Source organism: Micromonospora sp. PLK6-60, from assembly GCF_019890675.1.
Classification (GTDB): Bacteria; Actinomycetota; Actinomycetes; order Mycobacteriales; family Micromonosporaceae; genus Micromonospora.
In genome coordinates this window covers 323,990-350,127 of record NZ_JAIOAA010000005.1, presented here as the reverse complement: position 1 = coordinate 350,127, position 26,138 = coordinate 323,990, and the positions used below count along the sequence as shown (strand labels likewise).

28 protein-coding genes and 1 pseudogene are annotated in these 26,138 nt (G+C 74.9%); 24 read left to right on the top strand and 5 right to left on the bottom strand.

Annotated elements, in window-relative coordinates:
* Positions 1-24 precede the first annotated feature (24 nt).
* The 10 genes and pseudogenes from K7640_RS13060 to K7640_RS13015 all read left to right on the top strand — a co-directional run bounded on the left by K7640_RS13060 (position 25) and on the right by K7640_RS13015 (position 9,903).
* On the top strand, positions 25-846 hold the full coding sequence (locus K7640_RS13060) for a DivIVA domain-containing protein (RefSeq protein ID WP_222955038.1): 822 nt from the start codon (positions 25-27) through the stop codon (positions 844-846).
* A gap of 708 nt (positions 847-1,554) precedes the next feature.
* A pseudogene (locus tag K7640_RS30175) lies at positions 1,555-1,791 on the top strand (hypothetical protein); the annotation flags it as partial.
* A gap of 11 nt (positions 1,792-1,802) precedes the next feature.
* Entirely contained in the window at positions 1,803-2,111 is a 309-nt protein-coding gene (locus K7640_RS13050; protein ID WP_308042536.1) for a DUF167 domain-containing protein, read from the top strand.
* A gap of 22 nt (positions 2,112-2,133) precedes the next feature.
* Positions 2,134-3,636: a potassium/proton antiporter gene (locus K7640_RS13045; RefSeq protein ID WP_222955036.1), complete on the top strand. Its 1,503-nt coding sequence runs from the start codon at positions 2,134-2,136 to the stop codon at positions 3,634-3,636.
* Between the two features lie 224 nt (positions 3,637-3,860).
* On the top strand, positions 3,861-4,280 hold the full coding sequence (locus K7640_RS13040; protein WP_222955035.1) for a TraR/DksA C4-type zinc finger protein: 420 nt from the start codon (positions 3,861-3,863) through the stop codon (positions 4,278-4,280).
* A 70-nt stretch (positions 4,281-4,350) separates the two neighbouring features.
* Positions 4,351-4,989 (top strand): signal peptidase II, encoded by a 639-nt coding sequence (lspA, locus tag K7640_RS13035; protein WP_222955034.1) that lies wholly within the window; start codon positions 4,351-4,353, stop codon positions 4,987-4,989.
* A gap of 62 nt (positions 4,990-5,051) precedes the next feature.
* Positions 5,052-5,930: an RluA family pseudouridine synthase gene (locus K7640_RS13030; protein WP_255608933.1), complete on the top strand. Its 879-nt coding sequence runs from the start codon at positions 5,052-5,054 to the stop codon at positions 5,928-5,930.
* A gap of 11 nt (positions 5,931-5,941) precedes the next feature.
* Positions 5,942-6,817 carry a hypothetical protein gene (locus K7640_RS13025; RefSeq protein ID WP_222955032.1) on the top strand — a complete coding sequence of 292 codons (876 nt, stop codon included), beginning with the start codon at positions 5,942-5,944 and terminating at the stop codon, positions 6,815-6,817.
* 136 nt (positions 6,818-6,953) lie between these two features.
* The gene (locus K7640_RS13020; protein ID WP_222955031.1) at positions 6,954-8,795 is read left to right on the top strand and encodes an AAA family ATPase; all 1,842 of its coding nucleotides are present in this window, start codon (positions 6,954-6,956) and stop codon (positions 8,793-8,795) included.
* A 352-nt stretch (positions 8,796-9,147) separates the two neighbouring features.
* Entirely contained in the window at positions 9,148-9,903 is a 756-nt protein-coding gene (locus K7640_RS13015) for a DUF2567 domain-containing protein (protein ID WP_308042535.1), read from the top strand.
* On the opposite strand, the gene K7640_RS13010 is transcribed toward K7640_RS13015, so the two are convergent.
* On the bottom strand, positions 9,815-10,516 hold the full coding sequence (locus K7640_RS13010; RefSeq protein ID WP_222955030.1) for an LON peptidase substrate-binding domain-containing protein: 702 nt from the start codon (positions 10,514-10,516) through the stop codon (positions 9,815-9,817). The genes K7640_RS13015 and K7640_RS13010 overlap by 89 nt on opposite strands.
* 107 nt (positions 10,517-10,623) lie before the next feature.
* Here K7640_RS13010 and hisD point away from each other — a divergent pair, with 107 nt between their 5' ends.
* From hisD to hisF, 12 genes are all read left to right on the top strand, one after another.
* Positions 10,624-11,946, top strand: coding sequence for a histidinol dehydrogenase (gene hisD / locus K7640_RS13005; RefSeq protein ID WP_222955029.1), 1,323 nt, complete (start codon positions 10,624-10,626; stop codon positions 11,944-11,946).
* On the top strand, positions 11,943-13,016 hold the full coding sequence (locus K7640_RS13000) for a histidinol-phosphate transaminase (RefSeq protein WP_222955028.1): 1,074 nt from the start codon (positions 11,943-11,945) through the stop codon (positions 13,014-13,016). Before hisD ends, K7640_RS13000 begins: the two co-directional genes overlap by 4 nt.
* A complete protein-coding gene (gene hisB / locus K7640_RS12995; protein ID WP_222955027.1) occupies positions 13,013-13,624 on the top strand; it encodes an imidazoleglycerol-phosphate dehydratase HisB in 612 nt (203 codons plus the stop codon). The genes K7640_RS13000 and hisB overlap by 4 nt, the downstream gene beginning before the upstream one ends.
* 67 nt (positions 13,625-13,691) lie before the next feature.
* The gene (locus tag K7640_RS12990) at positions 13,692-13,853 is read left to right on the top strand and encodes a hypothetical protein (RefSeq protein ID WP_222955139.1); all 162 of its coding nucleotides are present in this window, start codon (positions 13,692-13,694) and stop codon (positions 13,851-13,853) included.
* Entirely contained in the window at positions 13,853-14,482 is a 630-nt protein-coding gene (hisH, locus tag K7640_RS12985) for an imidazole glycerol phosphate synthase subunit HisH (protein WP_222955026.1), read from the top strand. The genes K7640_RS12990 and hisH overlap by 1 nt, the downstream gene beginning before the upstream one ends.
* Positions 14,483-14,595: 113 nt before the next feature.
* A complete protein-coding gene (locus K7640_RS12980; protein ID WP_222955025.1) occupies positions 14,596-14,919 on the top strand; it encodes a hypothetical protein in 324 nt (107 codons plus the stop codon).
* A gap of 17 nt (positions 14,920-14,936) precedes the next feature.
* A complete protein-coding gene (gene priA, locus K7640_RS12975; RefSeq protein WP_222955024.1) occupies positions 14,937-15,665 on the top strand; it encodes a bifunctional 1-(5-phosphoribosyl)-5-((5-phosphoribosylamino)methylideneamino)imidazole-4-carboxamide isomerase/phosphoribosylanthranilate isomerase PriA in 729 nt (242 codons plus the stop codon).
* Entirely contained in the window at positions 15,662-16,084 is a 423-nt protein-coding gene (locus K7640_RS12970; RefSeq protein WP_222955023.1) for a Rid family hydrolase, read from the top strand. The genes priA and K7640_RS12970 overlap by 4 nt, the downstream gene beginning before the upstream one ends.
* A 111-nt stretch (positions 16,085-16,195) precedes the next feature.
* Positions 16,196-16,639 (top strand): MarR family winged helix-turn-helix transcriptional regulator, encoded by a 444-nt coding sequence (locus K7640_RS12965; protein WP_222955022.1) that lies wholly within the window; start codon positions 16,196-16,198, stop codon positions 16,637-16,639.
* Positions 16,640-16,641: 2 nt separating this feature from the next.
* Positions 16,642-17,067, top strand: coding sequence for an organic hydroperoxide resistance protein (locus tag K7640_RS12960; protein WP_222955021.1), 426 nt, complete (start codon positions 16,642-16,644; stop codon positions 17,065-17,067).
* On the top strand, positions 17,064-18,065 hold the full coding sequence (locus tag K7640_RS12955; RefSeq protein ID WP_222955020.1) for an NADP-dependent oxidoreductase: 1,002 nt from the start codon (positions 17,064-17,066) through the stop codon (positions 18,063-18,065). Before K7640_RS12960 ends, K7640_RS12955 begins: the two co-directional genes overlap by 4 nt.
* A 119-nt stretch (positions 18,066-18,184) precedes the next feature.
* The gene (hisF, locus tag K7640_RS12950) at positions 18,185-18,973 is read left to right on the top strand and encodes an imidazole glycerol phosphate synthase subunit HisF (protein WP_222955019.1); all 789 of its coding nucleotides are present in this window, start codon (positions 18,185-18,187) and stop codon (positions 18,971-18,973) included.
* Positions 18,974-19,006: 33 nt separating this feature from the next.
* On the opposite strand, the gene K7640_RS12945 is transcribed toward hisF, so the two are convergent.
* Together K7640_RS12945 and K7640_RS12940 are read right to left on the bottom strand one after the other, a co-directional pair.
* A complete protein-coding gene (locus K7640_RS12945) occupies positions 19,007-19,468 on the bottom strand; it encodes a hypothetical protein (RefSeq protein ID WP_222955018.1) in 462 nt (153 codons plus the stop codon).
* 58 nt (positions 19,469-19,526) lie between these two features.
* The gene (locus K7640_RS12940; protein WP_222955017.1) at positions 19,527-20,195 is read right to left on the bottom strand and encodes a YitT family protein; all 669 of its coding nucleotides are present in this window, start codon (positions 20,193-20,195) and stop codon (positions 19,527-19,529) included.
* Between the two features lie 58 nt (positions 20,196-20,253).
* Between K7640_RS12940 and K7640_RS12935 the strand changes: the two genes are divergently transcribed.
* Both K7640_RS12935 and K7640_RS12930 read left to right on the top strand, forming a co-directional pair.
* Entirely contained in the window at positions 20,254-21,711 is a 1,458-nt protein-coding gene (locus K7640_RS12935) for a PLP-dependent aminotransferase family protein (RefSeq protein ID WP_222955016.1), read from the top strand.
* Positions 21,712-21,760: 49 nt separating this feature from the next.
* A complete protein-coding gene (locus K7640_RS12930; RefSeq protein WP_308042534.1) occupies positions 21,761-23,074 on the top strand; it encodes a low temperature requirement protein A in 1,314 nt (437 codons plus the stop codon).
* A 75-nt stretch (positions 23,075-23,149) separates the two neighbouring features.
* Here the strand turns inward: K7640_RS12930 and K7640_RS12925 are convergent, their stop codons facing one another.
* Positions 23,150-24,976 carry a long-chain fatty acid--CoA ligase gene (locus K7640_RS12925; RefSeq protein ID WP_222955015.1) on the bottom strand — a complete coding sequence of 609 codons (1,827 nt, stop codon included), beginning with the start codon at positions 24,974-24,976 and terminating at the stop codon, positions 23,150-23,152.
* Between the two features lie 149 nt (positions 24,977-25,125).
* Positions 25,126-26,076, bottom strand: coding sequence for a terpene synthase (locus tag K7640_RS12920; RefSeq protein ID WP_222955014.1), 951 nt, complete (start codon positions 26,074-26,076; stop codon positions 25,126-25,128).
* Between the last annotated feature and the right edge of the window lie 62 nt (positions 26,077-26,138).

The following is a 26,138-nucleotide window of genomic DNA, read 5'->3' as shown; positions in this document are numbered from 1 at the left end:
CCGCAACTGACCCGAGGAGTTTCGATGCCGCTGACCCCGGCCGACGTACACAACGTCGCCTTCAAGAAACCGCCGATCGGTAAGCGGGGGTACGACGAGGAGGAGGTCGACGCCTTCCTGGACGAGGTCGAGCGCGAGCTCGCCCGTCTGATCGAGGAGAACAACGAGCTGCGTGCCCAGGTGGAGCGCGGTGGCCGTGGCGGTGCGCCCGCCGGCCCCGGTGGCGACGCCCGACTCGCGGCCGAGCTCAACGACGTGAAGGCCCAGCTCGACCGGGTCCAGCGTGACAAGGCGGCGGCCGAGCAGGCGGCCCGTGCGATGCAGGCCGAGCTGGAGCAGGTCCGCTCCACCGGCGGCCCGGGCGTGGGGGTGCCCACCGGTGCCGACGGCGAGCAGCAGGCACTGCGGGTGCTGATGATGGCCCAGCGGACCGCCGACGACCACGTCTCCGACGCCCGTCGCGAGGCCGACCAGCTGCTGTCCGAGGCCCGCACCAAGGCCGAGGAGGTCACCCGCGAGGCGCGGGCCAAGGCCGACGCCCTGGAGCGGGACGCCCGCCAGCGGCACCAGGAGGCCATGGGCGGCCTGGACGCCAAGCGCACCGCGCTGCAGAAGCACATCGAGGAGCTCAAGCAGTTCGAGCGCGAGTACCGCACCCGCCTCAAGGCCTACCTGGAGAGCCAGCTGCGCGACCTCGACGGCCGGGGGCAGGGCCTGGAGGCCGAGATGACCCGTGGCGTGGAGGGCGGCAACCGCTCCGGCGGCACCAACGGTCTCGCCGCAGCCGGTCTCGCCGGCTCGTACGGCGGCGGCCGCTCCGGCGGCGCCCTCGAATCGGGCCGCTGATCCACCCGTCGGCGGTCGTCGCGACAGCGACGGCCGCCGACCGTGCCAGACAACACGACGCGGCGGGGGTGAGCCGTGATAGTCGCAAGCCTGCTGCTCATCCTCGTCGCCGTCGGATTCCTCGTCCTCGGCCTGGCCGGTGGCTCCAGCACGCTGCTGGTCGTCTCGATCGCGGCCAGCCTGCTGGCCGCCGTCGCGTTGGTGGTGGGCGCCCGCCAGGCGGTCGCCGCCCGCTCGGCGGCGGGCCGCTCCGGTCCGTTTCGTCGCGCCGCGCCGACCGGGCCCCGGCGGGACATCCCCGTGCAGCACGTTCCCCCGACGGTCGGCACCGACGAGCCCGGGTGGCGGCAACCACCCGGACCGTCGGCGGCCGGGGGCGATCCCGACGATCCGTTCCGGGCCGCACCGGACCCCTTCCTCGATCCGCCCGCCGGTGACCCGCCGGCCGCGGATCCCCGCCCGGCGGCCGGTCGCCGCTACGCTGACGCCCCGTTCGCCGACGATTTCTACGACGACGAGCCGTACGCCGGCGCGGAAAATCCGTACGCCGGCGGCGCGAATCCGTACGCCGCGACCGGTCCTCGGGTGACCCCGGCCGGCGCGGCCGGTCCGAATCCCTGGGCCGATCAGCCGGGGACGGACCCGGCCGGCGGTACGGCCGCCGCCGGCGCGTCGGCGACGGGCCGCGCGCCGACCCCGGCCGACCCGGACGACGAGCCCCCGCCCGAGCCGGTCACCCCCGAGCGGGCCGCCCTGGTGGCCGGGCTGGTCGACGAGGTGCGGGTGGTCGACGGCCGTCCCCGCTACCACCTCGCGGGCTGCCGGCACCTGCTCGGCCGCGACGACGAGGCGTTGCCGGTCGCCGAGGCGGTCGAGCTGGGCTTCACCCCGTGCGGCCGGTGCACTCCGGACACCGTCCTGCTCACCGGCGCCCGTCCGAGCTGAGTCGCCCCGACGTGACCGGCATCGACGACCCGCTCACCGTGGCCGTACGGGTGAAACCGGGCGCCTCCCGGACCCGGGTCGGTGGCCGGTTCGACGGCCCGCACGGTCCCGCCCTCGTCATCGCGGTCAACGCGCCACCGGTCGACGGCCGGGCCACCGAGGCGGCCCGCCGGGCCCTGGCCGACGCGCTCGGCGTACGGCCGTCGGTGGTGTCGCTGCGCGCCGGCGCGGCCAGCCGGGACAAGCTCTTCCTGGTCGAGCGCCCGGCACCCGGCCTGGCCGGGGCGCTGGCCCGGCTGCGCGACGGATCGGTCGGGTGACGGCGCTGCGGGAGGACGCGCCGTGACGCACGGGCTGGATCTCGCCCTGCTGCTCGGCGCCGGCGTCCTGCTGGTGGCGATCGGCGCGGTGCGCTTCTCGACCCGGCTCGGGGTCCCCAGCCTGCTGGTCTACCTGGCGCTCGGGGTGGCGCTCGGCGAGGGTGGGCTGGGCATCCGCTTCGACGACGCCGAGCTGACCCGGATGCTGGGTTTCTGCGCGCTGATCGTGATCATCGCGGAGGGTGGGCTGAGCGCGCGGTGGAGCACTTTGCGCCCGGCGCTCGGCTTGGCCTCCTCCCTGGCCACCGTCGGCGTGCTGGTCAGCATCCTGGTGGTCGGGCTGATCGTGCACTTCGCGCTCGGGCTGGACTGGCGGCTGGCGCTGCTCTACGGCGCGGTGCTGTCGTCCACCGACGCGGCGGCGGTCTTCGCCACCCTGCGCCGGCTGCGGCTGCCGCCCCGGCTGGTGGCCGCGCTGGAGGCCGAGTCGGGGATGAACGACGCCCCGGTGGTGCTCCTCGTGGTGCTGCTGTCCCGCAACGCGCCGGCCGGCCACCCCTGGTGGTACGACGTGCTGCTGGTCGGGTACGAGTTGGCCGCCGGCGCCGCGGTCGGCGTGCTGGCCGGCATCGCCGGCCGGTTCGCGTTGCGCCGGGCGGCGCTGCCCGCGTCCGGGCTGTACCCGATCGCGGTGGTCGGCTTCACCGTGCTGGCGTACGCCGCCGGGGCGGTGCTGCACGCCTCGGGCTTCCTCGCCGTCTACGTCGCCGGCGTGCTGCTGGGCAACGCCCGGCTGCCGCACCGGCAGGCCATTCTCGGCTTCGCCGACGGGCTGGCCTGGCTCGCCCAGATCGGCCTGTTCGTGCTGCTGGGCCTGCTGGCCACGCCGGCCCGGCTGGGCGACGCGGTGCTGCCCGCGGTGGTCACCGGGCTGGCGCTGCTGCTGGCCGCCCGGCCGCTGTCGGTGGCGGTGGCCGCGCTGCCGTTCCGTGTCGGCCTGCGGGAGCAGGCGTTCCTGTCCTGGGCCGGGCTGCGTGGCGCGGTGCCGATCGTGCTGGCCACCATCCCGCTGTCGCAACGGGTCCCCGGCGCGGACCGGCTCTTCGACGCGGTCTTCGTGCTGGTGGTGATCTTCACGCTGCTCCAGGCGGGGACGCTCGCCCCGGCGGCCCGCCGGTTGGGGGTGACGGCGCCGGCCGAGGCGGAGGAGATCCGGGTGGAGACCGCGCCGCTGGAGCGGATGCGGGCGGACCTGCTCCAGTTGGAGGTGCCGCCGGGGTCGCGGCTGAGCGGCGTGCACGTGGACGAGTTGCGGCTGCCGGTCGGCGCCTCGGTGACCCTGGTGCTGCGCGACGGCACCGGGTTCGTGCCCGATCCCTACACCCGGCTGAAGGTGGGCGACAGCCTGTTGATCGTGGCCATCGCCGGGGCCCGCGACGAGACCGAGCGCCGGCTGCGCGCGATCAGCCGGCGGGGTCGTCTGGCCCGGTGGTTTGGCGAGTACGGCGAGGACCGGGACGATTGATCTGCTAGCGTTCCTTTTGCCCTGCTTAGGGGCAGATCACGGTGGAATTACGGTGCGCCGGTGCGGCACGTTGTCGGACGCCTGTACGTTCCGTATTCTTGCCACCCTCCGGAGTGCGCGGCCATCGATGTCGTGTGCCCGTTTTGTATGTACGTGGGGGACGCCGGGGCGGCGCACCTCCGCACCGCCGACCGCCGCGGGACCCGTGGCCGAGGGAGCTGACCATGGCGAAGCCAGCCGACACCAGGACCGCCGGCCGTAAGCCGGTGGTGAAGGCCACCCGCAGCGCGGCGGAGACCGAGAAGATCCGGGCGGCCCTGGCGGCCCGTCGGGACGAGTTGCGCGCCGAGTACGATCAGACGCTGAGCGAGATCACCGAGCTGCAGCGCGACCGGCTGACCGACTCGGCCGGGGACGACCAGGCCGACACCGGCACCAAGACGTTCGAGCGGGAGCAGGAGATCTCTCTCGCGAACAGCATCCGGGAACGGATCACGCAGGTCGAGCGGGCGCTGGAGCGGCTCGACGAGGGCGGCTACGGCTGGTGCGAGCGCTGCGGCGACCCGATCCCGGTGGAGCGGCTCGCCGCCTTCCCGTCGGCGACCCTCTGCGTGAAGTGCAAGCAGCTGGAGGAGCGGCGCTGAGGTCCGCTCCCCGGCGGCCGATCAGTCGGCGGTGAGGCCTCACCGCCGGGAAGACCTCGATGGGGAGCCGATGACCGCAGCGCCACAGGCCGGATCCGGGACCGCCGAGCCGGGCGGCGGCACACCCCGACGCCGGGCGGTCGGGATCCTCGTCGGCATCGCCCTGGTGGCCTTCCTGGCCGACCTGTTCACCAAGCACCTGGCGTTGCAGAACCTCAGCGGCCGGGGCCCGGTGAGCCTGCTCGACGGGACGGTCTATCTCACCCTGACCCGCAACAGCGGCGCGGCGTGGAGCATCGGCTCCGACCACACCTGGGTGTTCCCGCTGATCACCATCGGGGTGATCGCCTGGATCGGCTGGATGGCGGTCCGGCTGCGTTCGGTGCCGTGGGCGGTCTCGCTCGGCCTGGTGCTCGGCGGCGCGCTGGGCAACCTCGCCGACCGGATCTTCCGCGCCCCCGGCCACTTCGTCGGGCACGTGGTCGACATGATCAGCCTCTTCGACCCGTACGGTCAGGTCTGGCCGGTGTTCAACCTGGCCGACAGCTCGCTGGTCTGCGGGGTGGTGCTCGCGGTCCTGCTGGAGCTGACCGGCCGGCAGCGCGACGGGAGCCGGGCCGGCGCCGCGGCGGACGCCGGGACCGACGCGGAGCCGGCCGGCGCGGCGCCGGCCGACTCGACCGCCGACGAGCCCCGGGGGCGCGCGTGACCTCGGCCTTCTCCACCGGCGGCGACCACCGTTCGCTGCCCGTCCCGGACGGCCTGGACGGCATGCGCCTGGACCAGGCGGTGGCCCGGCTGCTCGGGCTCTCCCGCACCGCGGCGGCGGCGCTCGTCGACGCCGGCGACGCGCTTGTCGACGGCGTCGCCCGGGCCAACTCGCACAAGGTGAAGGCCGGCTCCTGGCTGGAGGTGACGCTGCCCGCCCCGGCCGCCCCGCCGACCGTGGTGCCGCAGGCGGTTCCCGGCCTGACCGTGGTGTACGCCGACGACGACATCGTGGTGGTGGACAAGCCGGTCGGCGTCGCCGCGCACCCCAGCCCCGGCTGGACCGGCCCGACCGTGATCGGCGGGCTGGCCGGGGTCGGGCACCGGATCTCCACCAGCGGCGCCGCCGAACGGCAGGGCGTGGTGCACCGGCTCGACGTCGGCACCACCGGGATCATGGTGGTGGCCAAGAGCGAGCGGGCGTACACCGCGTTGAAGCGGGCCTTCAAGTTCCGCGAGGTGGAGAAGCGTTACCACGCCGTGGTGCAGGGCCACCCGGACCCGCTGCGCGGCACCATCGACGCGCCGATCGACCGGCACCCGCACCACGACTACCGCTGGGCGGTGGTCTCCGGCGGCAAGCCCAGCGTCACCCACTACGACACGCTGGAGGCGTTCCCGTCGGCCAGCCTGCTCGACGTGCGGCTGGAGACCGGGCGTACGCACCAGATCCGGGTGCACTTCTCCTCGCTGCGGCATCCGTGCGTCGGCGACCTGACCTACGGCGCCGACCCGACGCTCTCCGCCCGGCTCGGGCTGTCCCGGCAGTGGCTGCACGCCCGGTCGCTGAGCTTCCTGCACCCGGGCACGGGCGACGAGGTCACCTTCGTCAGCGAATACCCGGACGACCTGGCCCGGGCGCTGGAGATCCTGCGCGACTGACCGGGAAGACGATGACCCGACCAGGGGAACCATCCGCCGTGCTGGCCGGGTCGGCGCCGCGCCGGCGCCGGCCGCGCCTGCTCACCGTCGCCACGCTGGCCGGCGCGGTCGCGGTGGGGGCGGTGGCCGCCCGGACGGCCGCCCGGGCGCCGGTGGGCGACCCGACCGTGGGCGAGGTGACCCGGGTCGGCGTGGTGGCCGGCGGATCGGTGCCGGACTACCTGCGGGCCGCCGCCGCCGAGCTGGCGGCGCTCGGCGGCACCGAGGAGGCGTACGCCCTGGTCTCGCTCACCGGCTACCGGCCGCCGGGGTCGTTGGCGCCGGCGCTGGCCGGGGTGTCCGTCGCCGAGGTGGTCGCCCGGGTCCCGCTGCCCGACCGGCAGACCGAGATCGTCCGGATCCCGGTGCAACTGGTGCCCGAGCACGTGCGCGCCGGCATGACCGAGGTGGCCGGGCGCAAGGACCGGGAGGCGGCCGACCAGCGGGCCCGGGCGGCGGCGCTGACCGATGCCACGGACCGCGACGGCGAACTGCGGCGGCGCTACGACAGCGGCGCCCGGGTGGCCGCCGCCGAGGCTGCCGCGTACCGGTCCGGCTGCGCCTGCGTGTACGCCGCGCTGGTGCGCGCCGATCCGCCCGCGCTGCGGGCGCTGGCCGCCCGGCCGGGGGTGCGGGTGGTCGATCCGGCGCCCGAGCTGCGCCGCCTCGACCGGTCGGTGCTCACCCCGCCGCTGCCCGAGCAGCGGGACACGGCCCGGCCGCCGGCCGACCGGGAACCGGGCCGTCCGACGCCCGGTGCCTCGCCGGATGTGATCGGTTCGTCACGATCTCCAGAAGGTGCGACAGAAGGTGCGAACTCCGGCGGCTCCCCGGGCCCGCCGCGTTGACCTCGGCCGATGTGCCCGATTCCGCCCGCCCGGGGTGGCCCGGGGGCGGGGGATGTGCGCGGACCGGTGTGGTCCGCATAGGGTTTCGTTCGTAGCCTGTCAGGCGGGAAGCGACGGCGCTGGGGGAGGGCGAGCCTTGGACGGCACGGAGACCGGCTGGGGACGGCCGGCCGAACCAGCACCGCGCTGGCGGGCGCTGTTCGACCGGGCGCGCCTCGGCGGCCGCGCCGCGGAGCAGTCCGACGCCGACCGCCGTGCCGAGGAACCGCCACCGTCGCGGCGCGCGCCCGACGACGGCTACTCCGGCCGGGCGTCCGCGTTCGGCCGGGCGGAACCGGCGTCGGCGTTCGGCCGGGCCGAGCCGGCGTCCGCGTTCGGCCGGGCCGAGCCGGCGTACGACCCGCAGGGCTACCGGGCGGAGGGCAGTTACCGGGTCGACCCGGCCTACCGGGCCGAGCCGTCCTGGCGGGCGGAGCCCGGCCACCCCGCCGAGCCGGCGTACCCGGAACCGTCCTACCCGGACTCGTCCTACCCGGGGCACGCCGAGTCCGGATACGGGAACGGGGGATACCGCGGCGAGTCCGGCTACCCGGGCTACCGGGCCGAGGCGCGCTCGCCGGTCGAGCCCTACCCGGCCGACGGCGGCTACCCGGCCGACGGCGGTTACCGGGCCGACGGCGGTTACCGGAGCGAGCCGGCCCCGCCGCCGGAGCCGCCCTACCGGGACCCGGCGGCCGAGTCGCGGTACGCGCTGCTGGACAACGGCTACCGGCCCGAGCCGCCGGTGGAGTCCCGCTACGCGCTGCTGGAGGGGAAGGGTTACCGGCCCGAGGCGCACCCGCCGCAGGCGTTGCAGCGGCCGTCCGCCCCCGAGCCGGCCTACCCGGCCCGCCCCGGCCAGCTCGAGCCGGAGTGGCGGCCCGAGCCGAGCTATCCGGCCGAGCCGGCGTACCGCCCGGCGGTCGAGCCGGCGTACCGGGCCAGCGCCGCCGTCGAGGTGTCCCCGCCGGTGGTCGCCACCGCCGCCGTGGTGAGCGAGCGGGCCGGCCCGGACCGCGAGCAGGAGCGCGCGGCCGGGGTGCTCCGCCGGGACCTGGGCAGCCCCCGGGTGCTCGCCTTCGCCAACCCCAAGGGCGGCGTGCACAAGACCACCGCGACGGTGCTCGCCGCCGCCACGGTGGGCAGCGTACGGGGGCAGGGGGTGCTCGCCTGGGACGACAACGAGCTGCGCGGCACGCTGGGGCTGCGCGCCGGCAGCGCCCGACACGCCCGCACCATCCGCCACCTGATCCACGACCTCGCCCAGATCGAGATCATGGAGGGCGACACGCTGCTGGCGCACCTGGACGACTACCTCCGGCATGCCGCCGACGGCTCGTACGACGTGCTGGCCGGGGAGGAGAGCCCCCGGTTCGCCCAGCGGCTCGACCAGTTCACCGTCAAGCGGGTGCTGGAGCTGCTGCGGCGCACCCACGACGTGGTCTGCGTGGACACCGGCAACAACGTCGAGAGCGCCAACTGGCGCACCGTGATGCAGGCCGCCGACCAGCTGGTGGTCACCACGGTGCCGCGGGAGGACGCCGCGTTCAGCGCCGACTGGATGCTCGACCTGCTGCACGAGGTCGGCATGGGTGAGCTGGCCGACAACGCGGTGACCCTGATCTCCTGTCCCACGCCCGGCCGGTCCACCCTCCAGGCCGACCTGGAGCGGCACTTCGCCACCCGCACCCGGGCGGTCGCCGTGGTGCCCTACGACCCGGCGCTGGAGACCGGCTCCTCGATCGAGTACCACCAGCTCCAGGCGGAGACCCGGGCCGCCTGGCTGGAGGCCGCCGCCGTAATGCTGGAACCCTTCGCCCACTACCCCGCCCCCCGCCCCCCCCCGCCCCGCCCCCCGCCCCCTCACCTGGTCGATCATGGAGTTGTGGTACCTGGCGAAGGCCGCACACAGGACATTCGAGGCGCCAGTACTTCATGATCGACGGTGGGTGTGCCGGCGGCGGGCCTGCCGGAGAGGACATCACCGTGCACTGGGCCGGGCGCTTCGTTCGCGCCGTTGTCCGCCTGCGGCTCCTGTGCCGAGGCAGCAACCGGGCGTCGGGGGTGGCAGGGTTTTCCGAAGCGCGTCGTGGACCGGCGGACGCGGGGGCGGCCCGGCCTGAGAGGATCATCGGGTGAGTCCGGAGACCTCCGATTCCGAGCGGCCGCGTCCCGCCCCGACGACCGGCCCGGCCGGCACCCCGTCGCACCCGGCCCCGGGCGGTACCCCGGCCCCCGGCGCCGCGCCGACCGGCGTTCCCGATCCGCAGGCCAGGCCCGATCCGCACGCCATGCCTGATCCGCATGCCATGGCCGATCCGCACGCCAGGCCCGATCCGTACGCTGCGCCGGACCCGGGTGGGGCGGTGCCCTGGTGGTGGGAGCAGCCGGTCGCGCCGCCGCCGGGCGGCCGGCGCCGGGCCGTGCGCGCCGGCCTGGTCGCGTTCGGCGCGCTGACCGTGCTGGGCGCCCCGCTGGGCCTGCTCTGGGCGGCGGCGGCGCCGGCCACGCCGGTGGTCAAGACGGCGCAGGGCGCGGTGTACGCCCAGCCGCAGCCGGAGCAGCCGGTCGCCGCGGACGGCTGGTTCAGCCTGCTCGGCCTGGGCTTCGGGGTGCTCGCCGCGGTGGCCCTGTGGTTCCTGCTGCGCCGCACCCGGGGCCCGGGCCCGCTGGTCGGCGGGACGGTCGGCGGGCTCGGCGCGGCGCTGGTGGCCTGGCAGCTGGGCCGCCGGATCGGCCTGTCCACGTACCAGCGGCTGCTGGACGGCGCGCCGCCCGGCACGGCCTTCACCAAGCCGGCCGACCTGCGTGCCGGCGGGATCGACTGGTTCCACGGCGTGCTGCCCTACCCGCACGGCAACCTGCTGCTGCCGGCGTTCGGCCTCGCCGTCACGTACACCCTGCTGGCCGGCTGGTCGCGCTGGCCGTCGCTGCGGCCGGAGCCGGAGCCCGGCGGCCTCAGTTCGGTGCCGGTGGCGGGCCCGCCAGCTCCGTCAGCGGCACCGGAACCGCCCGGACCTGGCGCAACAGGGCCGTCTCCCGGTTGAGCAACCGCAGCTCGGCGCGGAGCCGGCCGGCGGTGTCGTCGATCGCGAGCAGCCGCTGGCGGTCGTCCACGGTCAGCGCGGCGGTGGCCGCGACCAGGTGGGACAGCACGGTGGGGTCCTCCGGCAGCTGCTCGGAGATCTCCTCCGGGTCGGGCCGGATCAGGCCCAAATACTGTCGGAAGACCGAGATCACCCGGGCGGCCAGCAGCTCGGCGCCCTCGTCGGCGCCGGCCGGCTCGGGCAGCCAGTCGACCTCCGCCGTCAGGTAGGGCGCGGAACGCGGGTCGACGTCGGCGATGCGGAACCGGCGCCGGCCCACCGTCACGATGTCGTAGCCGCCGTCGGCCAGCTCGGTGACCTGGCGCAGCTCGGCGGTGCAGCCCACCTCGTGCAGGGTCACCTCGCCCCCGCCCGGCACGGCCCGCCCGGTGCCGGGCGCCACCTCCCAGCCGGCCCGGATGGCCACCACGCCGAACTCGCGGGGGGCGCCGTCGGGCAGCTCCACCAGGTGGCGCACCAGGGCGCGGTAGCGCTCCTCGAAGATGTGCAGCGGCAGCACCAGCCCGGGGAAGAGCACCGTTGTGAGGGGGAACACCGGCAGCCGTGCGGTCACGGCTCCGAGCCTAGCCGCCGCCGTCGGTGGCGGCGTGGCCCGGCTCACCGTCCCGGCGTACGGGCGGCGCGGGCCGGCCCGCCGCGGGGCCGCCTAGACTCGCAAGGGTGCTGAACCGGATCGACCTGCGCGGCGGGTTCCGTGACCCGCGCCGCCTGCTGCCCCGTGCCCAGCTCGACGTGTCCGTGGCCGTCGAGCGGATCCGCCCCCTGGTGGCGGCGGTCGGGGAGCATGGCTACCCGGCGATCCGGGAGGCGAGCGAACGGTTCGACGGCATCTGCCCGGAGCACCTGCGGGTGCCGGTGGAGGTGATCCGCGAAGCCGAGGGCACGCTCGACCCGCAGGTCCGGGCGGCGCTGCTGGAGTCGATCACCCGGGCCCGCAAGGTGCACGCCGACCAGCGCCGCACCGACCACACCACCCAGGTGGTGCCGGGCGGCACGGTGACCGAGCGCTGGGTGCCGGTCGACCGGGTCGGCCTGTACGTCCCCGGCGGCCTGGCCATGTACCCGTCGACCGTGGTGATGAACGTGGTCCCCGCCCAGGCGGCCGGGGTGCGCTCGCTGGTGGTGGTGAGCCCGCCCCAGCAGGACAACGGCGGCCTGCCCGACCAGCGGGTCCTCGCGGCCTGCGCGCTGCTCGGCGTGGACGAGGTCTACGCGGTGGGCGGCGCCCAGGCGGTCGCCATGCTGGCGTACGGGTCGACCGTCGACCCGGCGGGCGCCGAGCGCTGCGACCCGGTCGACATGATCACCGGCCCGGGCAACATCTGGGTCACCGCCGCCAAGCGGCTGGTGCGCGGCGTGGTCGGCATCGACGCCGAGGCCGGGCCGACCGAGATCGCCGTCCTCGCCGACGACACCGCCGATCCGGCGCACGTCGCCGCCGACCTGATCAGCCAGGCCGAGCACGACCCGCTCGCCGCCAGCGTGCTGGTCACCCCGTCGGTGGCGCTCGCCGACGCGGTGGACGCGGAGCTGGCCCGGCAGGTGCCGGCGGCCAAGCACGCCGAGCGGATCGGCGCCGCGCTGGGCGGCGAGCAGAGCGGCGTCGTCCTGGTCGACGACCTCGAGGCGGGGCTGCGGGTGGTCGACGCGTACGCCGCCGAGCACCTGGAGATCCAGACCGAGCACGCCCGCGAGTGGGCGCTGCGGGTACGCAACGCCGGGGCGATCTTCGTGGGCGCCTGGTCGCCGGTGTCGCTCGGCGACTACTGCGCCGGTTCCAACCATGTGCTGCCCACCGGCGGCTGCGCCCGGCACTCCTCCGGGCTGTCCGTGCAGTCCTTCCTGCGCGGCGTCCACCTGGTCGAATACACCCACGACGCGCTGCGCGAGGTGGCCCCGCACGTGGTCACCCTGGCCGGGGTGGAGGACCTGCCGGCGCACGGCCAGGCGGTCAGCGTCCGGTTCCCGGAGGCCCGCCCGTGACCACCCTCGACGACCTGCCGATCCGGGACGACCTGCGGGGGCGCACGCCGTACGGTGCGCCGCAGCTGGACGTGCCGGTGCGGCTGAACACCAACGAGAACTCCTACCCGGTGCCCGAGCCGGTGGTGGAGGCGATCGGCAAGGCCGTCGCGGCCGAGCTGCGCGACCTCAACCGCTACCCGGACCGGGACGCGACGGCGCTCCGCGCCGACCTGGCGGCCTATCTGGGGCACGGGCTCACCGCCGAGCAGGTGTGGGCGGCCAACGGCTCCAACGAGATCCAGCAGCAGCTGCTCCAGGCGTTCGCCGGTCCGGGCCGCACCGCGCTGGGCTTCGTGCCGGCGTACTCGATGCACCCGCTGCTGGCGCTCGGCACCGGCACCCGGTGGGTCCCGGGCCGGCGCGGCGCCGACTTCGGGCTGACCGCCGACGAGGCGGTCGCCCAGGTCCGCGAGCACCGGCCGGACGTGGTCTTCCTCTGCTCGCCGAACAACCCGACGGGCACCGCGCTGGATCCGGCGGTGGTCGCCGCCGTGCTGGACGAGGCGCCCGGCATGGTGATCGTGGACGAGGCGTACGCCGAGTTCGCCCGGCCCGGCACGGTCAGCGCGCTGGCGGTGCTCCCCGGCCACCCACGGCTGGTGGTGACCCGGACGATGAGCAAGGCGTTCGGGTTCGCCGGCGGCCGGCTCGGCTATCTCGCGGCCGACCCGGCCGTGGTGGCGGCGGTGCAACTGGTCCGGCTGCCCTACCATCTCTCGGCGCTCACCCAGGCCGCCGCCCGCGCGGCGCTGGCCCACCGGGCCGCCCTGCTCGGCACGGTCACCGCGATCATGGCGCAGCGGGACCGGATCGTCGCCGAGCTGCGCGCCCGCGGGCACCGGGTGGCCGACAGCGACGCCAACTTCGTGCTCTTCTCCGTCGGCGGGGACCAGGTCGCCGCCTGGCGCACCCTGCTCGACGCCGGGGTGCTGGTCCGCGACGTCGGCCTGCCCGGCTGGCTGCGGGTCACCGCCGGCACCCCGACCGAGACCGACGCCTTCCTCGCCGCTATGGAGACTGTCCAATGAGCCGCACCGCCCGGATCGAGCGGGTCACCAACGAGACGAAGGTGCTTGTCGAGATCGACCTCGACGGCACCGGCAAGGCCGACATCGAGACCGGTGTCGGTTTCTACGACCACATGCTGCACCAGATCGCCCGGCACGGCGGCTTCGACCTGACCGTGCACACAGTCGGCGACCTGGAGATCGACGCGCACCACACGATGGAGGACACCGCGCTCGCCCTGGGCGCCGCGTTCGACCGCGCGCTGGGCGACAAGGCCGGCATCCGACGGTACGGTTCGGCCACCGTGCCGATGGACGAGGTGCTGGTCCGGGCGGCGGTCGACGTCTCCGGCCGGCCGTACGTGGTGCACGACGAGCCGGCGCTGGCGCCGTACATCGGGCCGGTCTACCCGACCAGCATGACCCGGCACCTCTGGGAGTCGTTCGGTCAGTCGGCCCGGCTCACGCTGCACGTGGACGTGCTGCGGGCGGCCCGTCCGGGTGGTCACCCGGACGCGCACCACGTGGTGGAGGCGCAGTTCAAGGCGGTCTCCCGGGCGCTGCGGGAGGCCGTCGCGCTCGACCCGCGCAACGTCGGCACCATCCCGAGCACCAAGGGGGCGCTCTGATGAGCGCGAGGAACGCAGCGCAGCGGAGTCCCGCAGTCGCGAATGAAGGGCGGCTCTGATGGGTGCGGTGCTGCCGACACTGTTGCTGATCCTCGCCGGCCTGCTGGTCGGCGGGGCCTGGTCGTTGCACCGGCAGCAGGCACCGCGCGGGGCGGTGCTGGTGACCGCGCTGCTCGCGGTGCTGGCGACCGTCGGCGGCGTGCTCTGGCTGCTGCCCGGGGAGGGCTGATGGGCACGCCACGGCGGGTGGTGGTGCTCGACTACGGCTCGGGCAACCTGCGGTCGGCCGAGCGGGCCCTGGCGCACGCCGGGGCCGACGTGTCGGTGACCGACGACCTGGCCGCCGCGGCGGCGGCCGACGGCCTGGTGGTGCCGGGCGTCGGCGCGTTCGCCGCCTGCATGGCCGGGATCGAGGCGCTGGGCGCCGGGCCGGTGATCGCCGAGCGGGTCGCCGCCGGCCGCCCGGTGCTGGGCATCTGCGTCGGCATGCAGGTGCTCTTCGAGCACGGCGACGAGCACGGTGTGGTCACCAAGGGGCTGGGCCTGCTGCCGGGCGGGGTGACGAAGCTGCCGGCGTCCCGGCTGCCGCACATGGGCTGGAACACGGTCGACCCGGCGGCAGGCACGGTGCTCTTCGCCGGTCTGCCGGCCGACGCCCGGTTCTACTTCGTCCACTCCTACGGGGCGACCGACGCGGCGGGGCTCGCGGCGGCCGGGGCGAGGGTGACCACCGCGGAGCACGGCGCCCGCTTCGTCGCGGCGGTGGAGCGCGGCTCGCTCTCGGCCGCCCAGTTCCACCCGGAGAAGTCCGCCGACACCGGCGCCGCCCTCCTGCGCAACTGGCTGGGCACCCTGTGAGCGCGAGGAGTGTGCCGGGCTTGCGAGCCCCGCAGTCGCGAACGATGGGGGCGCTGTGAGCGCGAGGAGTGTGCCGGGCTTGCGAGCCCCGCAGTCGCGAACGATGGCCGCGGGTGAGTAAGGAGCGGGCCCGGCGGCGGGAGGTCCGCGAGGCCCAGCAGGCCGCGGAGCGCGCGGCGCGGCAACGCCGGGTGGCCCGCCGGGAGCGCCGCCGGGCCCTGGTGCGCCGGTTGACTCCGCGGGTCCGGCTGGGTCGGTCCGGCCGGCTGCCCCGGCACACCCGGGGCGAGCGGGCGGGGATCGTGCTGCTGACCGGCGTGGCGCTGGCCGGGATCTGGAGTTTCGTCGACGACCTGGCGCTGCGGCTGGCGCTGGTCGTGCTGTTGCTGCTGGTCCTGCCGGCGATCGTGGTGATCGCCCTGGACCGTCGTTCCTGAACCGAGGAGATGAAGCGTTGACGCTCACCCTGTTGCCCGCCGTGGACGTCGCCGACGGCCAGGCCGTCCGGCTCGTGCAGGGCGCCGCCGGCAGCGAGACCGCGTACGGCGATCCGCTGGAGGCCGCCCTCGCCTGGCAGCGTGACGGCGCGGAGTGGATCCACCTGGTCGACCTGGACGCCGCGTTCGGCCGGGGTACGAACGCGGCGTTGCTGGCCGACGTGGTGGGCCGGCTGGACGTCAAGGTCGAGCTCTCCGGCGGGATCCGGGACGACGAGTCGTTGCGGGCCGCGCTGGCGACCGGGGCGGCCCGGGTCAACATCGGCACCGCCGCGCTGGAGGACCCGCAGTGGTGCGACCGGATCTGCGGCGAGTACGGCGACCGGGTGGCGATCGGGCTGGACGTGCGCGGCCGTACCCTCTCCGCCCGGGGCTGGACCCGCGACGGCGGTGACCTGTGGGAGGTGCTGGAGCGGCTGGACAAGGCGGGCGCCGCCCGGTATGTGGTCACCGACATCACCAAGGACGGCACGATGCGTGGGCCGAACCTGGACCTGCTGCGCGACGTCTGCGCCCGGACGGCGGCCCCGGTGATCGCCTCCGGTGGCGTGTCCACCCTGGACGACCTGCGCGCCCTGGCCACCCTGGAGCCGGCGGGGGTGGAGGGTGTGATCGCGGGCAAGGCGCTCTACGCGGGCGCCTTCACGGTCGCCGAGGCGCTGGCGACCCTGCGGACCGCCGGGTGAGCGCGGCCGTCGCCGAGCCCGACCCCTCGGTCACGGTCACCCGGCTGGGTTCGGGTGGGCCGTGGGAGGCCGCCTACGGCTACTCCCGGGTGGTCCGGGCCGGCGACCGGGCGGTCACGGCCGGCTGCACCTCGACCGTGGACGGCGTGGTGGCGCACGTCGGGGACGCGGCCGCGCAGACCGCCCAGGCGATCCGGATCGGCCTGGCCGCGCTGGCCGAGGTGGGTGCCGGGCCGACCGACGTGATCCGGACCCGGATGTACGTCACCGACCGGCTCTACGCCGACGAGGTGGGCCGGGCGCACAACGCGGTGTTCGGGGCGGTCCGCCCGGTGGCGACCATGGTCGTGGTGGCCGGCCTGATCGACCCGGACCTCCTGGTCGAGGTCGAGTTGGAGGCGTATCTCCCCGTCTCTTGACCTCGGCGGGCCTGGTGGGTGGCCCCGGGCGTCGGCCTCGTGGCGGTCTTCGGCCTGGCCCCGTCGGCGATTAAGTTGTGCACAACTTAATCGCGCGCTACGGTCGGGGACGTGACCGATGATCTGGTGCTGCGGCGGCAGGTGTGCTTCGCGCTCTACGCCGCGTCGCGCGCGCTGACCGACGTCTACCGCCCGATCCTCGACGAGCACGGCCTGACCTACCCGCAGTACCTGGTGCTCATCGCGCTCTGGGAGCGCGAGGGGCCGCCCACCGTCTCCGAGCTCGGCGCCGCGCTGCATCTGGACTCCGGCACGCTCTCCCCGCTGCTCAAGCGGCTGGCGGCGGCCGACCTGGTGACCCGGTCCCGCTCGGCGCGCGACGAGCGCCGGGTCGAGGTGGGCCTCACCGAACGGGGCCGCGCCCTGCGCGAGCGGATGGACGAGGTGCCGCGCCGGGTGGCCGTGGCCACCGGCCTCACCGAGGCCGAGCTGGTCGGCCTCCGCGACACCCTCACCCGGGTCACCGAGACGATCCACCGACAGAAGGAGCAGTGACCATGCAGGTCATCTACACCGCGTCCGCCAAGTCCACCGGCGACGGCCGCGACGGCCACGTCCGCACCTCGGACGGCACCCTCGACCTCGACCTCGCGGCGCCGAAGGAGATGGGCGGCGCCGGCGGCGCGGCCAACCCCGAGCAGCTCTTCGCCGCCGGCTACGCGGCCTGCTTCCACTCCGCGCTGCGCATCGTCGGCCAGCGGGCCAAGGCGGACGTCGCCGGCTCCGTCGTCGAGGCTGAGGTGGGCATCGGCCCGAACGGCAGCGGCGCCTACGGCCTGACCGTGGCCCTGCTGGTCGACCTGCCCGCCGTCGAGCGGGCGACCGCCGAGCAGCTGGTCGACGCGGCCCACCAGGTCTGCCCCTACTCGAACGCGACCCGCGGCAACATCGAGGTCACGCTGACCGTCCGGGCGGCCCGATGAGCGGCGTGAACCGGGAGATCCAGCTGGCGTCCCGTCCCGAGGGTTGGCCGACCGCCGAGAACTTCCGGCTGGTCACCACCGACGTGCCGACGCCGGGGCCGGGCCAGGTCGTGGTCCGCAACCAGTTCATGTCCGTCGACCCGTACATGCGCGGGCGGATGAACGACGTCAAGTCGTACGTGCCGCCGTTCGCGCTCGACGCCCCGCTCGACGGCGGCGCGCTCGGTGAGGTGGTGGCCGGCGAGGCCGGCGGTCTCAAGCCCGGCGACACCGTGCTGCACGGGCTGGGCTGGCGGGACTACGCGCTGCTCGACGCCACGGCCGCCCGCAAGGTCGATCCGGGCCTCGCGCCGGTCACCGCGTACCTGGGGGTGCTCGGCATGACCGGGCTGACCGCGTACGCCGGCCTGCTCGACGTGGCGGCGATGAAGCCGGGCGAGACCGTCTTCGTCTCCGGCGCGGCCGGCGCGGTGGGCAGCATGGTCGGCCAGATCGCGAAGCTGCGCGGCGCCGGCCGGGTGATCGGCAGCGCCGGCTCCCGGGCGAAGGTCGAGCGGCTGACCGCGCTCGGCTTCGACGCGGCCTTCGACTACCACGACGGCCCGGTGTACGAGCAGCTCAAGGCCGCCGCCCCGGACGGCGTCGACGTCTACTTCGACAACGTCGGCGGGGACCACCTGGAGGCCGCGATCGGGGCGATGAACCTGCACGGCCGGGCCGCCATCTGCGGCATGATCGCCCAGTACAACGCCACCGAGCCGCCGGCCGCCCCGCGCAACCTGGCGCTGGTGATCGGCAAGCGGCTGACCCTGCGGGGCTTCCTCGTCGGTGACCACGGTCACCTGCGCGAGCAGTTCGTCCAGGAGGTGGCCGGCTGGCTCCGGGACGGCAAGCTGTCGTACGACGAGACGATCGTCGACGGCCTGGAGAACGCCCCCGAGGCGTTCCTCGGCCTGCTGCGCGGCGAGAACCTCGGCAAGATGCTCGTCCGGCTGTAAGGCCGGGCCCCCTGTTAACGCCTGCGGTATAGCTGGGGCCCCTTGTTAACACCCCGGCGGCGGCCGGCCGGCCTCATCCGGCGGCCGCCGCCGACGGTGGCGTTGGATAGGCTCGCGGCATGACGGTGGCGGTACGGGTGATCCCCTGTCTGGACGTGGACGCCGGGCGGGTGGTCAAGGGCGTCAACTTCGTCGACCTGCGCGACGCCGGCGACCCGGTCGAGCTGGCCGCGGCGTACGACCGGGCCGGGGCGGACGAGTTGACCTTCCTCGACGTCACCGCCTCGTCCAGCGACCGGGGCACCATGCTCGACGTGGTCCGGCGCACCGCCGAGTCGGTGTTCATCCCGCTCACCGTCGGCGGTGGCGTGCGGACGGTCGCCGACGTCGACACCCTGCTGCGCGCCGGGGCGGACAAGGTCGGGGTGAACACCGCGGCGATCGCCCGACCGGAGCTGATCGCCGAGATCGCCGACCGGTTCGGCCGGCAGGTGCTGGTGCTCTCCCTCGACGTGCGCCGCGCACCGGGCACCGTCGGGGGCGATCACGGCGGCGGCACGCCGAGCGGCTTCGAGGTGACCACGCACGGCGGTCGCCGGGGCACCGGCCTGGACGCGGTGGAGTGGGCCCGGCGCGGCGCCGAGCTGGGCGCGGGGGAGATCCTGCTCAACTCGATGGACGCCGACGGCACCAAGGCCGGTTTCGACCTGCCGTTGATCGAGGCGGTCCGGCGGGTCGTCGACGTGCCGGTGATCGCCAGTGGCGGGGCCGGCGAGGTGGCGCACTTTCCGCCGGCGGTCGGCGCGGGCGCCGACGCGGTCCTGGCGGCCAGCGTCTTCCACTTCGGTGAGCTGACCGTCGGCGAGGTCAAGGACGCGCTGCGCGGGGCTGGCCACCCGGTCCGCTGACCGTCGGCGAGGCCAAGGACGCGCTGCCGGTGGTCAGCCCCGTTCCGGGTGGCCCTCCGGGGACCGCCGCGGGGCCGGGATCGAGCGGACGAGGTATTCCTGCACCGCGGCGGCGTGTTCCTCGTCGGCCAGCTGCCAGTCGGCGTCACCGGGCGTGTGCCGCCGGCTGAGCACCCCCTGCACGGTGTCGACGGTGGTGGCCAGGCCGGCGCTGGGCCGGGTGCGCCAGAGCCGCTCGCCGTCCGGGGTGATCCGGAACCAGCCGTCGGCGACGCTGACCAGCCCCGCCCCGGCCAGCCGGCGCACCGCCGCCTCCACCTCGTGCCGCTCGGGGATGGCCCGGTTCAGGTGGTCGGCGGTGGAGAGCACGTCGGCCAGGCGTACCCCCTCCGGGCGGCGGGTCGACGCGGCCCGGCGGTGCCGCCCGGCGCCGCTCGCGATGACCACGGACACGAAGATCCAGGCGTCCGTCCGGCGCCATCCGTTCTCCCCCATGCGGAAATGATGCCCGGCACTCTCGGCGAAGAAAACACCTGATTCCGTGTACCGGGCGTCACCGCAGCTCAGCGGGGGAGGGATTGGCGGAAGTGGCGGTGGGCGGAACCGGCGCGGGTGGGTCGGCGACGGTGAACACCGGCAGGAACAGTTGGGTCAGCGGCCCGATGCTCACCGCGTACGCGACCGTGCCGAGGCCGACCGTGCCGCCGAGCAACCAGCCCAGGCCCAGCACGGTGACCTCGATGACCGTGCGGACCAGCCGGATCGACCGGCCCGGCCGGCGGGCCACGTAGCCGGTCATCAGCCCGTCCCGGGGGCCGGGGCCGAGCCGGGCGCCGATGTAGAGCCCGGTGGCCGCGCCGTTGGCCACGATGCCGCCGACCAGCAGGGCGATCCGGGCCGGTAGCGGCAGGCCGGCCGGCAGCAGGATCATGGTGGCGTCCACCACCAGGCCGATCACCACCACGTTGCTGACCGTGCCGATGCCCGGGCGTTGCCGCAGCGGGATCCAGAGCAGCAGCACCAGCGCGCCGACTGCGATGGTCACCGTGCCGAAGGAGAGCCCGGTGCGCAGGGACAGCCCCTGGTGGAAGACGTCCCACGGGTCCAGCCCCAGGCCGGAGCGGATCATCATGGCCATGCTGACCCCGTACAGGACCAGGCCGGCGTAGAGCTGGGTCAGGCGGCGGGCCGGCCGGTGCCGCAGATTGCCAATCGGAGCCATGCATGCCACCCTAGGATCCAATTTCTGGATTGTTAGAGCCAATTCCGGAGGGGTGGCCATGAGCAGCCAGGTGCGGGGCAGCCAATTGGCACGCCTGCTCGGCGAGTGGCATGCGCTGCCCGGTCGCCGTCGCAACCCGGACTACGCCGCGCTCGCGGCCGCGGTCCGCGGCCTGCTCGCCGACGGCCGGCTGCCGCTGGGCGTACGCCTGCCGGCCGAGCGGGAGCTGGCGGAGGCGTTGCGGATCAGCCGCACCACGGTCACCGCCGCCTACCGCCAGCTGCGCGAGACCGGCCACCTGGCCAGCCGCCGGGGCGCCGGCAGCTGGACGATGCTGCCCGGCAACCACCGGATCGCCGGCAACGGGCTGTGGACCCCGCAGGACGACCGGGACATGATCGACCTGGGGGTCGCCGCGCTGGCCGCGCCGCCGGAGCTGGTCGCCGCCGCCCGGGCCGCCACCGAGGACCTGACGCGCTACCTGGGCGGCGCCGGCTACCACCCGACCGGCATCGTCGAGCTGCGCGAGGCGGTCGCCGGGGGGTACACCGCGCGCGGGCTGCCGACCAGCCCGGAGCAGATCATGGTGACCAGCGGGACGCAGCACGCGCTGGACCTGGTGCTGCGTTTGGCACTGAATCCCGGCGGCAGCGTGCTGGTGGAGTCGCCCACCTACCCGAACGCGCTGGCCGCGCTCGCCGCGCGCCGGGCCCGGATCACCACCCACGGCCTGGCCACCGACGGGCCGGGGTGGGACGCGGACCTGCTGCTGGGCAGCATCCGGCAGGGCCGCCCCAAGCTGGCGTACCTGATCCCGGAGTTCCAGAACCCGACCGGGCACCTGATGACCGCCGGGCTGCGGGAGCGGCTGGTCGCCGCGGCCCACGCGGCCGGCACCGACCTGATCATCGACGAGTCGTTCGTGGACCTGCCGCTGGACGGCACGCCGCTGCCGCCGCCGGTGGCCGGCTTCGACCGGCACTCCCGGGTGATCAGCATCGGCGGGATGAGCAAGCCGTACTGGGGCGGCCTGCGGATCGGCTGGGTGCGGGCGTCCGCGCCGCAGGTGCAGCGGCTGGCCGCGGCCCGGGTCGGCGTCGACATGGCCAGCCCGGTGCTCGACCAGCTCCTCGCGGTCCGGCTGCTGGCCGACGCGCCGAGGATCGTGGCCGCCCGGCGGGCCCAGCTCACCGTCCAGCGCGACGCCCTGCTCGGCGCGCTGGCGCGGCGGCTGCCCGACTGGCGGGTCACCGTGCCCCGCGGCGGGGTGACGCTCTGGGCCGAGCTGGACGGGCCGGTCTCCAGCGCGCTGGCCCGGGCGGCCGAGGAGGCCGGCGTACGGCTGGCGCCCGGCCCCCGCTTCGGCCTGGACGGCACCCTCGAACGTTTCCTGCGGCTGCCCTTCACCCTGCCCGCTGCGGACCTGGTGGAGGCGGTCGACCGGCTGGCCGCGGTCCGCTACGGCCTGGACCGCACCGCCCGCCCGCGGTGGCGGGAGCCCGCCGTCATCGCCTGACCGGCTCGAACCGGCTCGTCGGGGTCGCTGTGGCTGCCAGACTGCCGGAGTGGGCAACGGCGGCGGAACCCGGTGGTCGCAGGCGGTGCAGCCCGGCGCGCCGGGGTCGCGGACCACCCGGTTGGAGCTCTTCTACGACCTGGTGTTCGTCTTCGCGTTCCTCAACGTGACCAGCCTGACCGCCACCCACCCCAGCCCGGTCAACCTGTACCGCTGCCTGCTGGTGCTGGCGCTGCTGTGGTGGTGCTGGACGGGCTTCGCCGGGCTCGGCAACGCGGTCCGGGCGGATCAGGGCGTGCTGCCGCTGGTCGGGTTCGTCACCGTGGCGGCGGCCTTCATGCTGGTGCTGAGCATGCCGGGCGCGTTCGTCGACCGCCCGGGTGGGCTGAACGGTCCGATGGTCTTCGCGGCCTGCTACCTGGTGGTCCGGGTCGCCCAACTCGTGATCTTCTTCTGGGTGGCCCGCGCCGACCCCGAGCGGTGGCGGCGACTGTCGATGATCGCCGTGCTGCCGGTGGCGGCGACCGCGCTGCTCGTGGTCGCGGGTACGGTGCCGCCCCGGCTGCTCGACCGGCCGGTGGCCATCGCGGTGCAGCTCACGCTCTGGACGGCCGCACTGGCGCTGGAGTACGTCGGCGGGGTGATCCTCGGCCGGCCGTGGTGGGTGGTGATCTCGGCGGGACACTGGGCCGAACGGCACGCGCTGATGGTCCTGATCGCGCTCGGCGAGTCGATCATCTCGCTGGGGCTCGGGGCGAAGTTCTTCACCGACCTGCCGCTCACCGGGCCGGTGGCGCTCGCGGCCGTGCTCGGCATCGGTGTCACGGCGATGCTGTGGTGGGCGTACTTCGACACCCTGTCGACCGGCCTGGAGCAGGCGCTGCACCGGGCCCGTGACCCAGGCCGGCGGCTGCGGTTGGCCCGGGACGCGTACACCTACCTGCACCTGCCGATGATCGCCGGGATCATCTTCTTCGCCCTCGGGCTCAAGGATCTGCTCGCCGAGGCGGCGCAGCCGGGCAGCCCCGACTGGGGTGTGCCGTTGGGCGGCTTCTGGATCACGGTGCTCTACGGCGGGGTGGGGCTGTACCTGCTGAGCATCGTCGCCTGCGCCTGGCGGGCGCTGCGCCGGGTGCGCTGGCCGTTGCTGCTGGCGGTGGTGGTGCTCGCCGTGGTCGCCCCGTTCGCCGCCCTGCTGCCGGAGCTGGTGGCATTGGCGGTGCTCTGCGGCATCACCGTCGTCATGACCGTGGCAGAGACGGTGCGCGAGGACGGCCGGCGGCGCCGGATCCGGCAGCTCGCGTTGGCCGAGCAACTCGCCCTGGAGGTGGACCAGACCCGGTGGCGCCAGCAGCACCTGTGACCCGGGGCCACCCCGTCGCACACCGACGGCCGTGCCCCGGGACGGTGGGGCACGGCCGCCGACGTGCTGGTGCGGTCAGAGCTCGGCGAGCGTGCCCGCGTACATCTTCTCGATCTCGGCGGCGAAGTTGCTCTCCACGCCCCGGCGCTTGATCTTCAGCGACGGCGTGATCTCGCCGTGCTCGATGGACAGGTCACGCGGGAGGATGGCCACCTTCTTGATGGTCTCCCAGCGGTTGAGCTTGGCGTTGAGCTCCGCCACGTAGCCCTCGACCATCTCCCGTGCCGCGTCGGAGGTGACGATCTCGGTGTAGTCCAGGCCCTCGAGCGGACCGCCCGCCGCCCAGCCCTTGATCGCGTCCGGGTCGAGGGTGACCAGCATGGTGCAGTAGTTGCGGGCCTGACCGACGACGATCGCCTGGGAGGTGTACGGGCAGATGGCCTTGAACATGCCCTCGATGTGCGAGGGCGCGATGTACTTGCCGCCGGAGGTCTTGACCAGGTCCTTCTTCCGGTCGGTGATGCGCAGGTAGCCGTCGTCGTCCAGGCTGCCGATGTCGCCGGTGCGGAAGAAGCCGTCGGAGGTGAACGCGGCGGCGGTTTCCTCCGGCAGGTTGTGGTAGCCGCGCATCACCGGCCGGCCCCGGACCAGGATCTCCCCGTCGGTGTCGAGCTTGCACTCCAGGTCGCCCATGGCCCGGCCGACGGTGCCGATGCGCAGCCCGTCCGGCGGGTTCACGAAGTTGCCGGCGCTGGTCTCGGTCAGGCCGTAGCCCTCGGAGATGGGCAGGTTGGCGGCGGCGAAGAAGGTGGCGATCTCCGGGCTGAGCGGCGCCGCGCCGGAGACCAGCACCCGGATCCGCCCGCCGAGCCGCTGCTGGATCTTGCTGAACACCAGCTTCTCGGCCAGCGCGTAGCGGACCTTGAGGCCGGCCGGGACCGGCTTGCCCGCCTGCTCCAGGGTGACCTTCTCCTTGCCGGTGCGGACCGCCCAGGCGAAGATCTTCGCCTTCGCCCCGCCGGCGTCCTGCGCGGTGGTGACCGACTTGTTGAAGACCTTCTCGAAGACCCGGGGCGCGCCGCACATGAGCGTCGGCCGGATCACCGCGAGCAGCTCGACCAGCTTCTCCACCCGGCCGTCGACGTACGTGGGCAGACCGACGTGGGTGGCGCCGCAGAGCAGGGTCTTGCCGAACGAGTGCGACAGCGGCAGCCAGAGGTATTGCAGGTCGTCGTCGCGGAGCAGCCCCACCTGCTCCTGGGCCACCCCCTCCCAGCACCAGCCGCCGTGCAGCAGCTCCACGCCCTTGGGCCGGCCGGTGGTGCCGGAGGTGTAGATCAGGGTGGCCAGGTGGTCCGGGCCGATCCCGGCGACCAGCATGTCGATCAGGTCCGGCTCGGTCGCCAGGGCCCGGGTGCCGCGCTCCTCCAGCTCGGCGAGGGTGAGCTGCGGGACGGCGGCGGCCGGGTCGGGTTCGCCGTCGAAGAGGACCACGTGGGTGAGCCGGGGCAGCTCCGCGCCGGCGATCTTCGCGGCCTGGGCCGGGTTCTCGGCGAACAGCACCCGGGAGCCGGAGTCGGCGAGGATGTAGGTGGCGTCCTCCGGCTCGGTGGTCGGGTAGACGGTGGTGGTCGCCCCGCCCGCGCACATGATGCCGAAGTCGGCGAGCACCCACTCGATCCGGGTGTTCGCGAGGATCGCCACCGGGTCCTCCAGGCCGACGCCGAGCCCGTGCAGGCCAGCCGCGACCGCCCGCGCCCGCTGCCCCACCTGCTCCCAGGTCAGCCAGACCGGCCCGGAGTCGTCGGGCGCCGGGTGGGCGAAGGCGTCACGGTCGGGAGTCGCCGCGACCCGCTTGAGGAACATGTCGGGAATGGAGTGGTACGGTACATCGAGAGCCATCGCTGAAGCCGCCTTCAGGGGTGGTGGCGTGACGGGGGTCACGTCCTTTTTCGGTTACCGAAGGGTATTGCCTGCCCCCGGGCATCGGCTAGTGCTCGTTACCGTCCTGCGCCGTCGGCGCGCCTGCGGCGCCGGACCGGAGAGAGGCGTCAGGCGTACCGGGTGGCGGCCAGCGACCAGTCGTAGGTGGCCCGGATCCAGTCCCGCCGGGTGGCCAGGTACGCGTCCACCGCCTCGTCCCCGCCGGCCAGCAGCGCGGCCTCCCGGGCACCGTACGCGGCCAGCGCCGCGTTGTACCGCTCCGCCGCCGCGCGCAGCGCCGCCTCCTCGCCCAACCCGGTCTCCCGGGCGATCGTGGCGACCAGGTTGTGCGCGTCCGGCCCGGTGCCGCGCTCCTTGCCGTAGGAGAAGAGGTCGTTGCACCAGCAGACCAGGTCGGCGGCGAGGGCGTCCACGGCGACCAGTGCCGGCTCGGACCGCCGGGCCGCGTCGGGCAGCCCGTCCCGGCTCAGGTCGGTAAGCGTGAAGGCCGGCCGGGCACCGCCGGTGTGCCGGCGCATCTGCACGTACTCCTCCGTGCCGGGTACCCGGCGGTGCTCCCGGTTGGCCGCCTCCCAGAGCAACGCGAGCAGGTACTCCCGCAACTGGCTGATCAGCCGCAGCAGGGCGCCCGGCCGCCGCCGCGCCCGGACCCGCCGGCACACGTCGTTGAGCGCCACGCCCAGCGGACCGGCCTCGACCGGCGCCGGCGCGGTCGGGTCGCCGTGCCGGTCCAGCACGGCCAGCAGGGCCGCCACCACCGGCGCGAGCCGGGTCGGGTTGGCGCCCAGCCCGTCCTCGTCGCAGGCGTCGTCCATCACGAACAGCCAGGTGATCAGGTCGGCCAGCAGGCGCAGCCGGTCGGCGGGCCCGTCCGGGCAGGCCCGGGCGGCGAGGTCGGCCGATCCGGCGGCGCGCAGCCGGCGCAGCTTCGCCGGGGCGCCGACCAGGCCGCACTCGCGCGCCCAGCCGGCGCTCTCCTCGGCCACCACGGCCGCTGCCGGGTGCCGGCGCGCGGGATACGGGGGCTCCCGTAGTGCCGCTACCGCGAAGCTGCGCATCGGTGCCCCCTGTCGCGGCCCGCCCGGGACGGGGCCGGAGGGCAGCAGTGTACGGCAGGGCA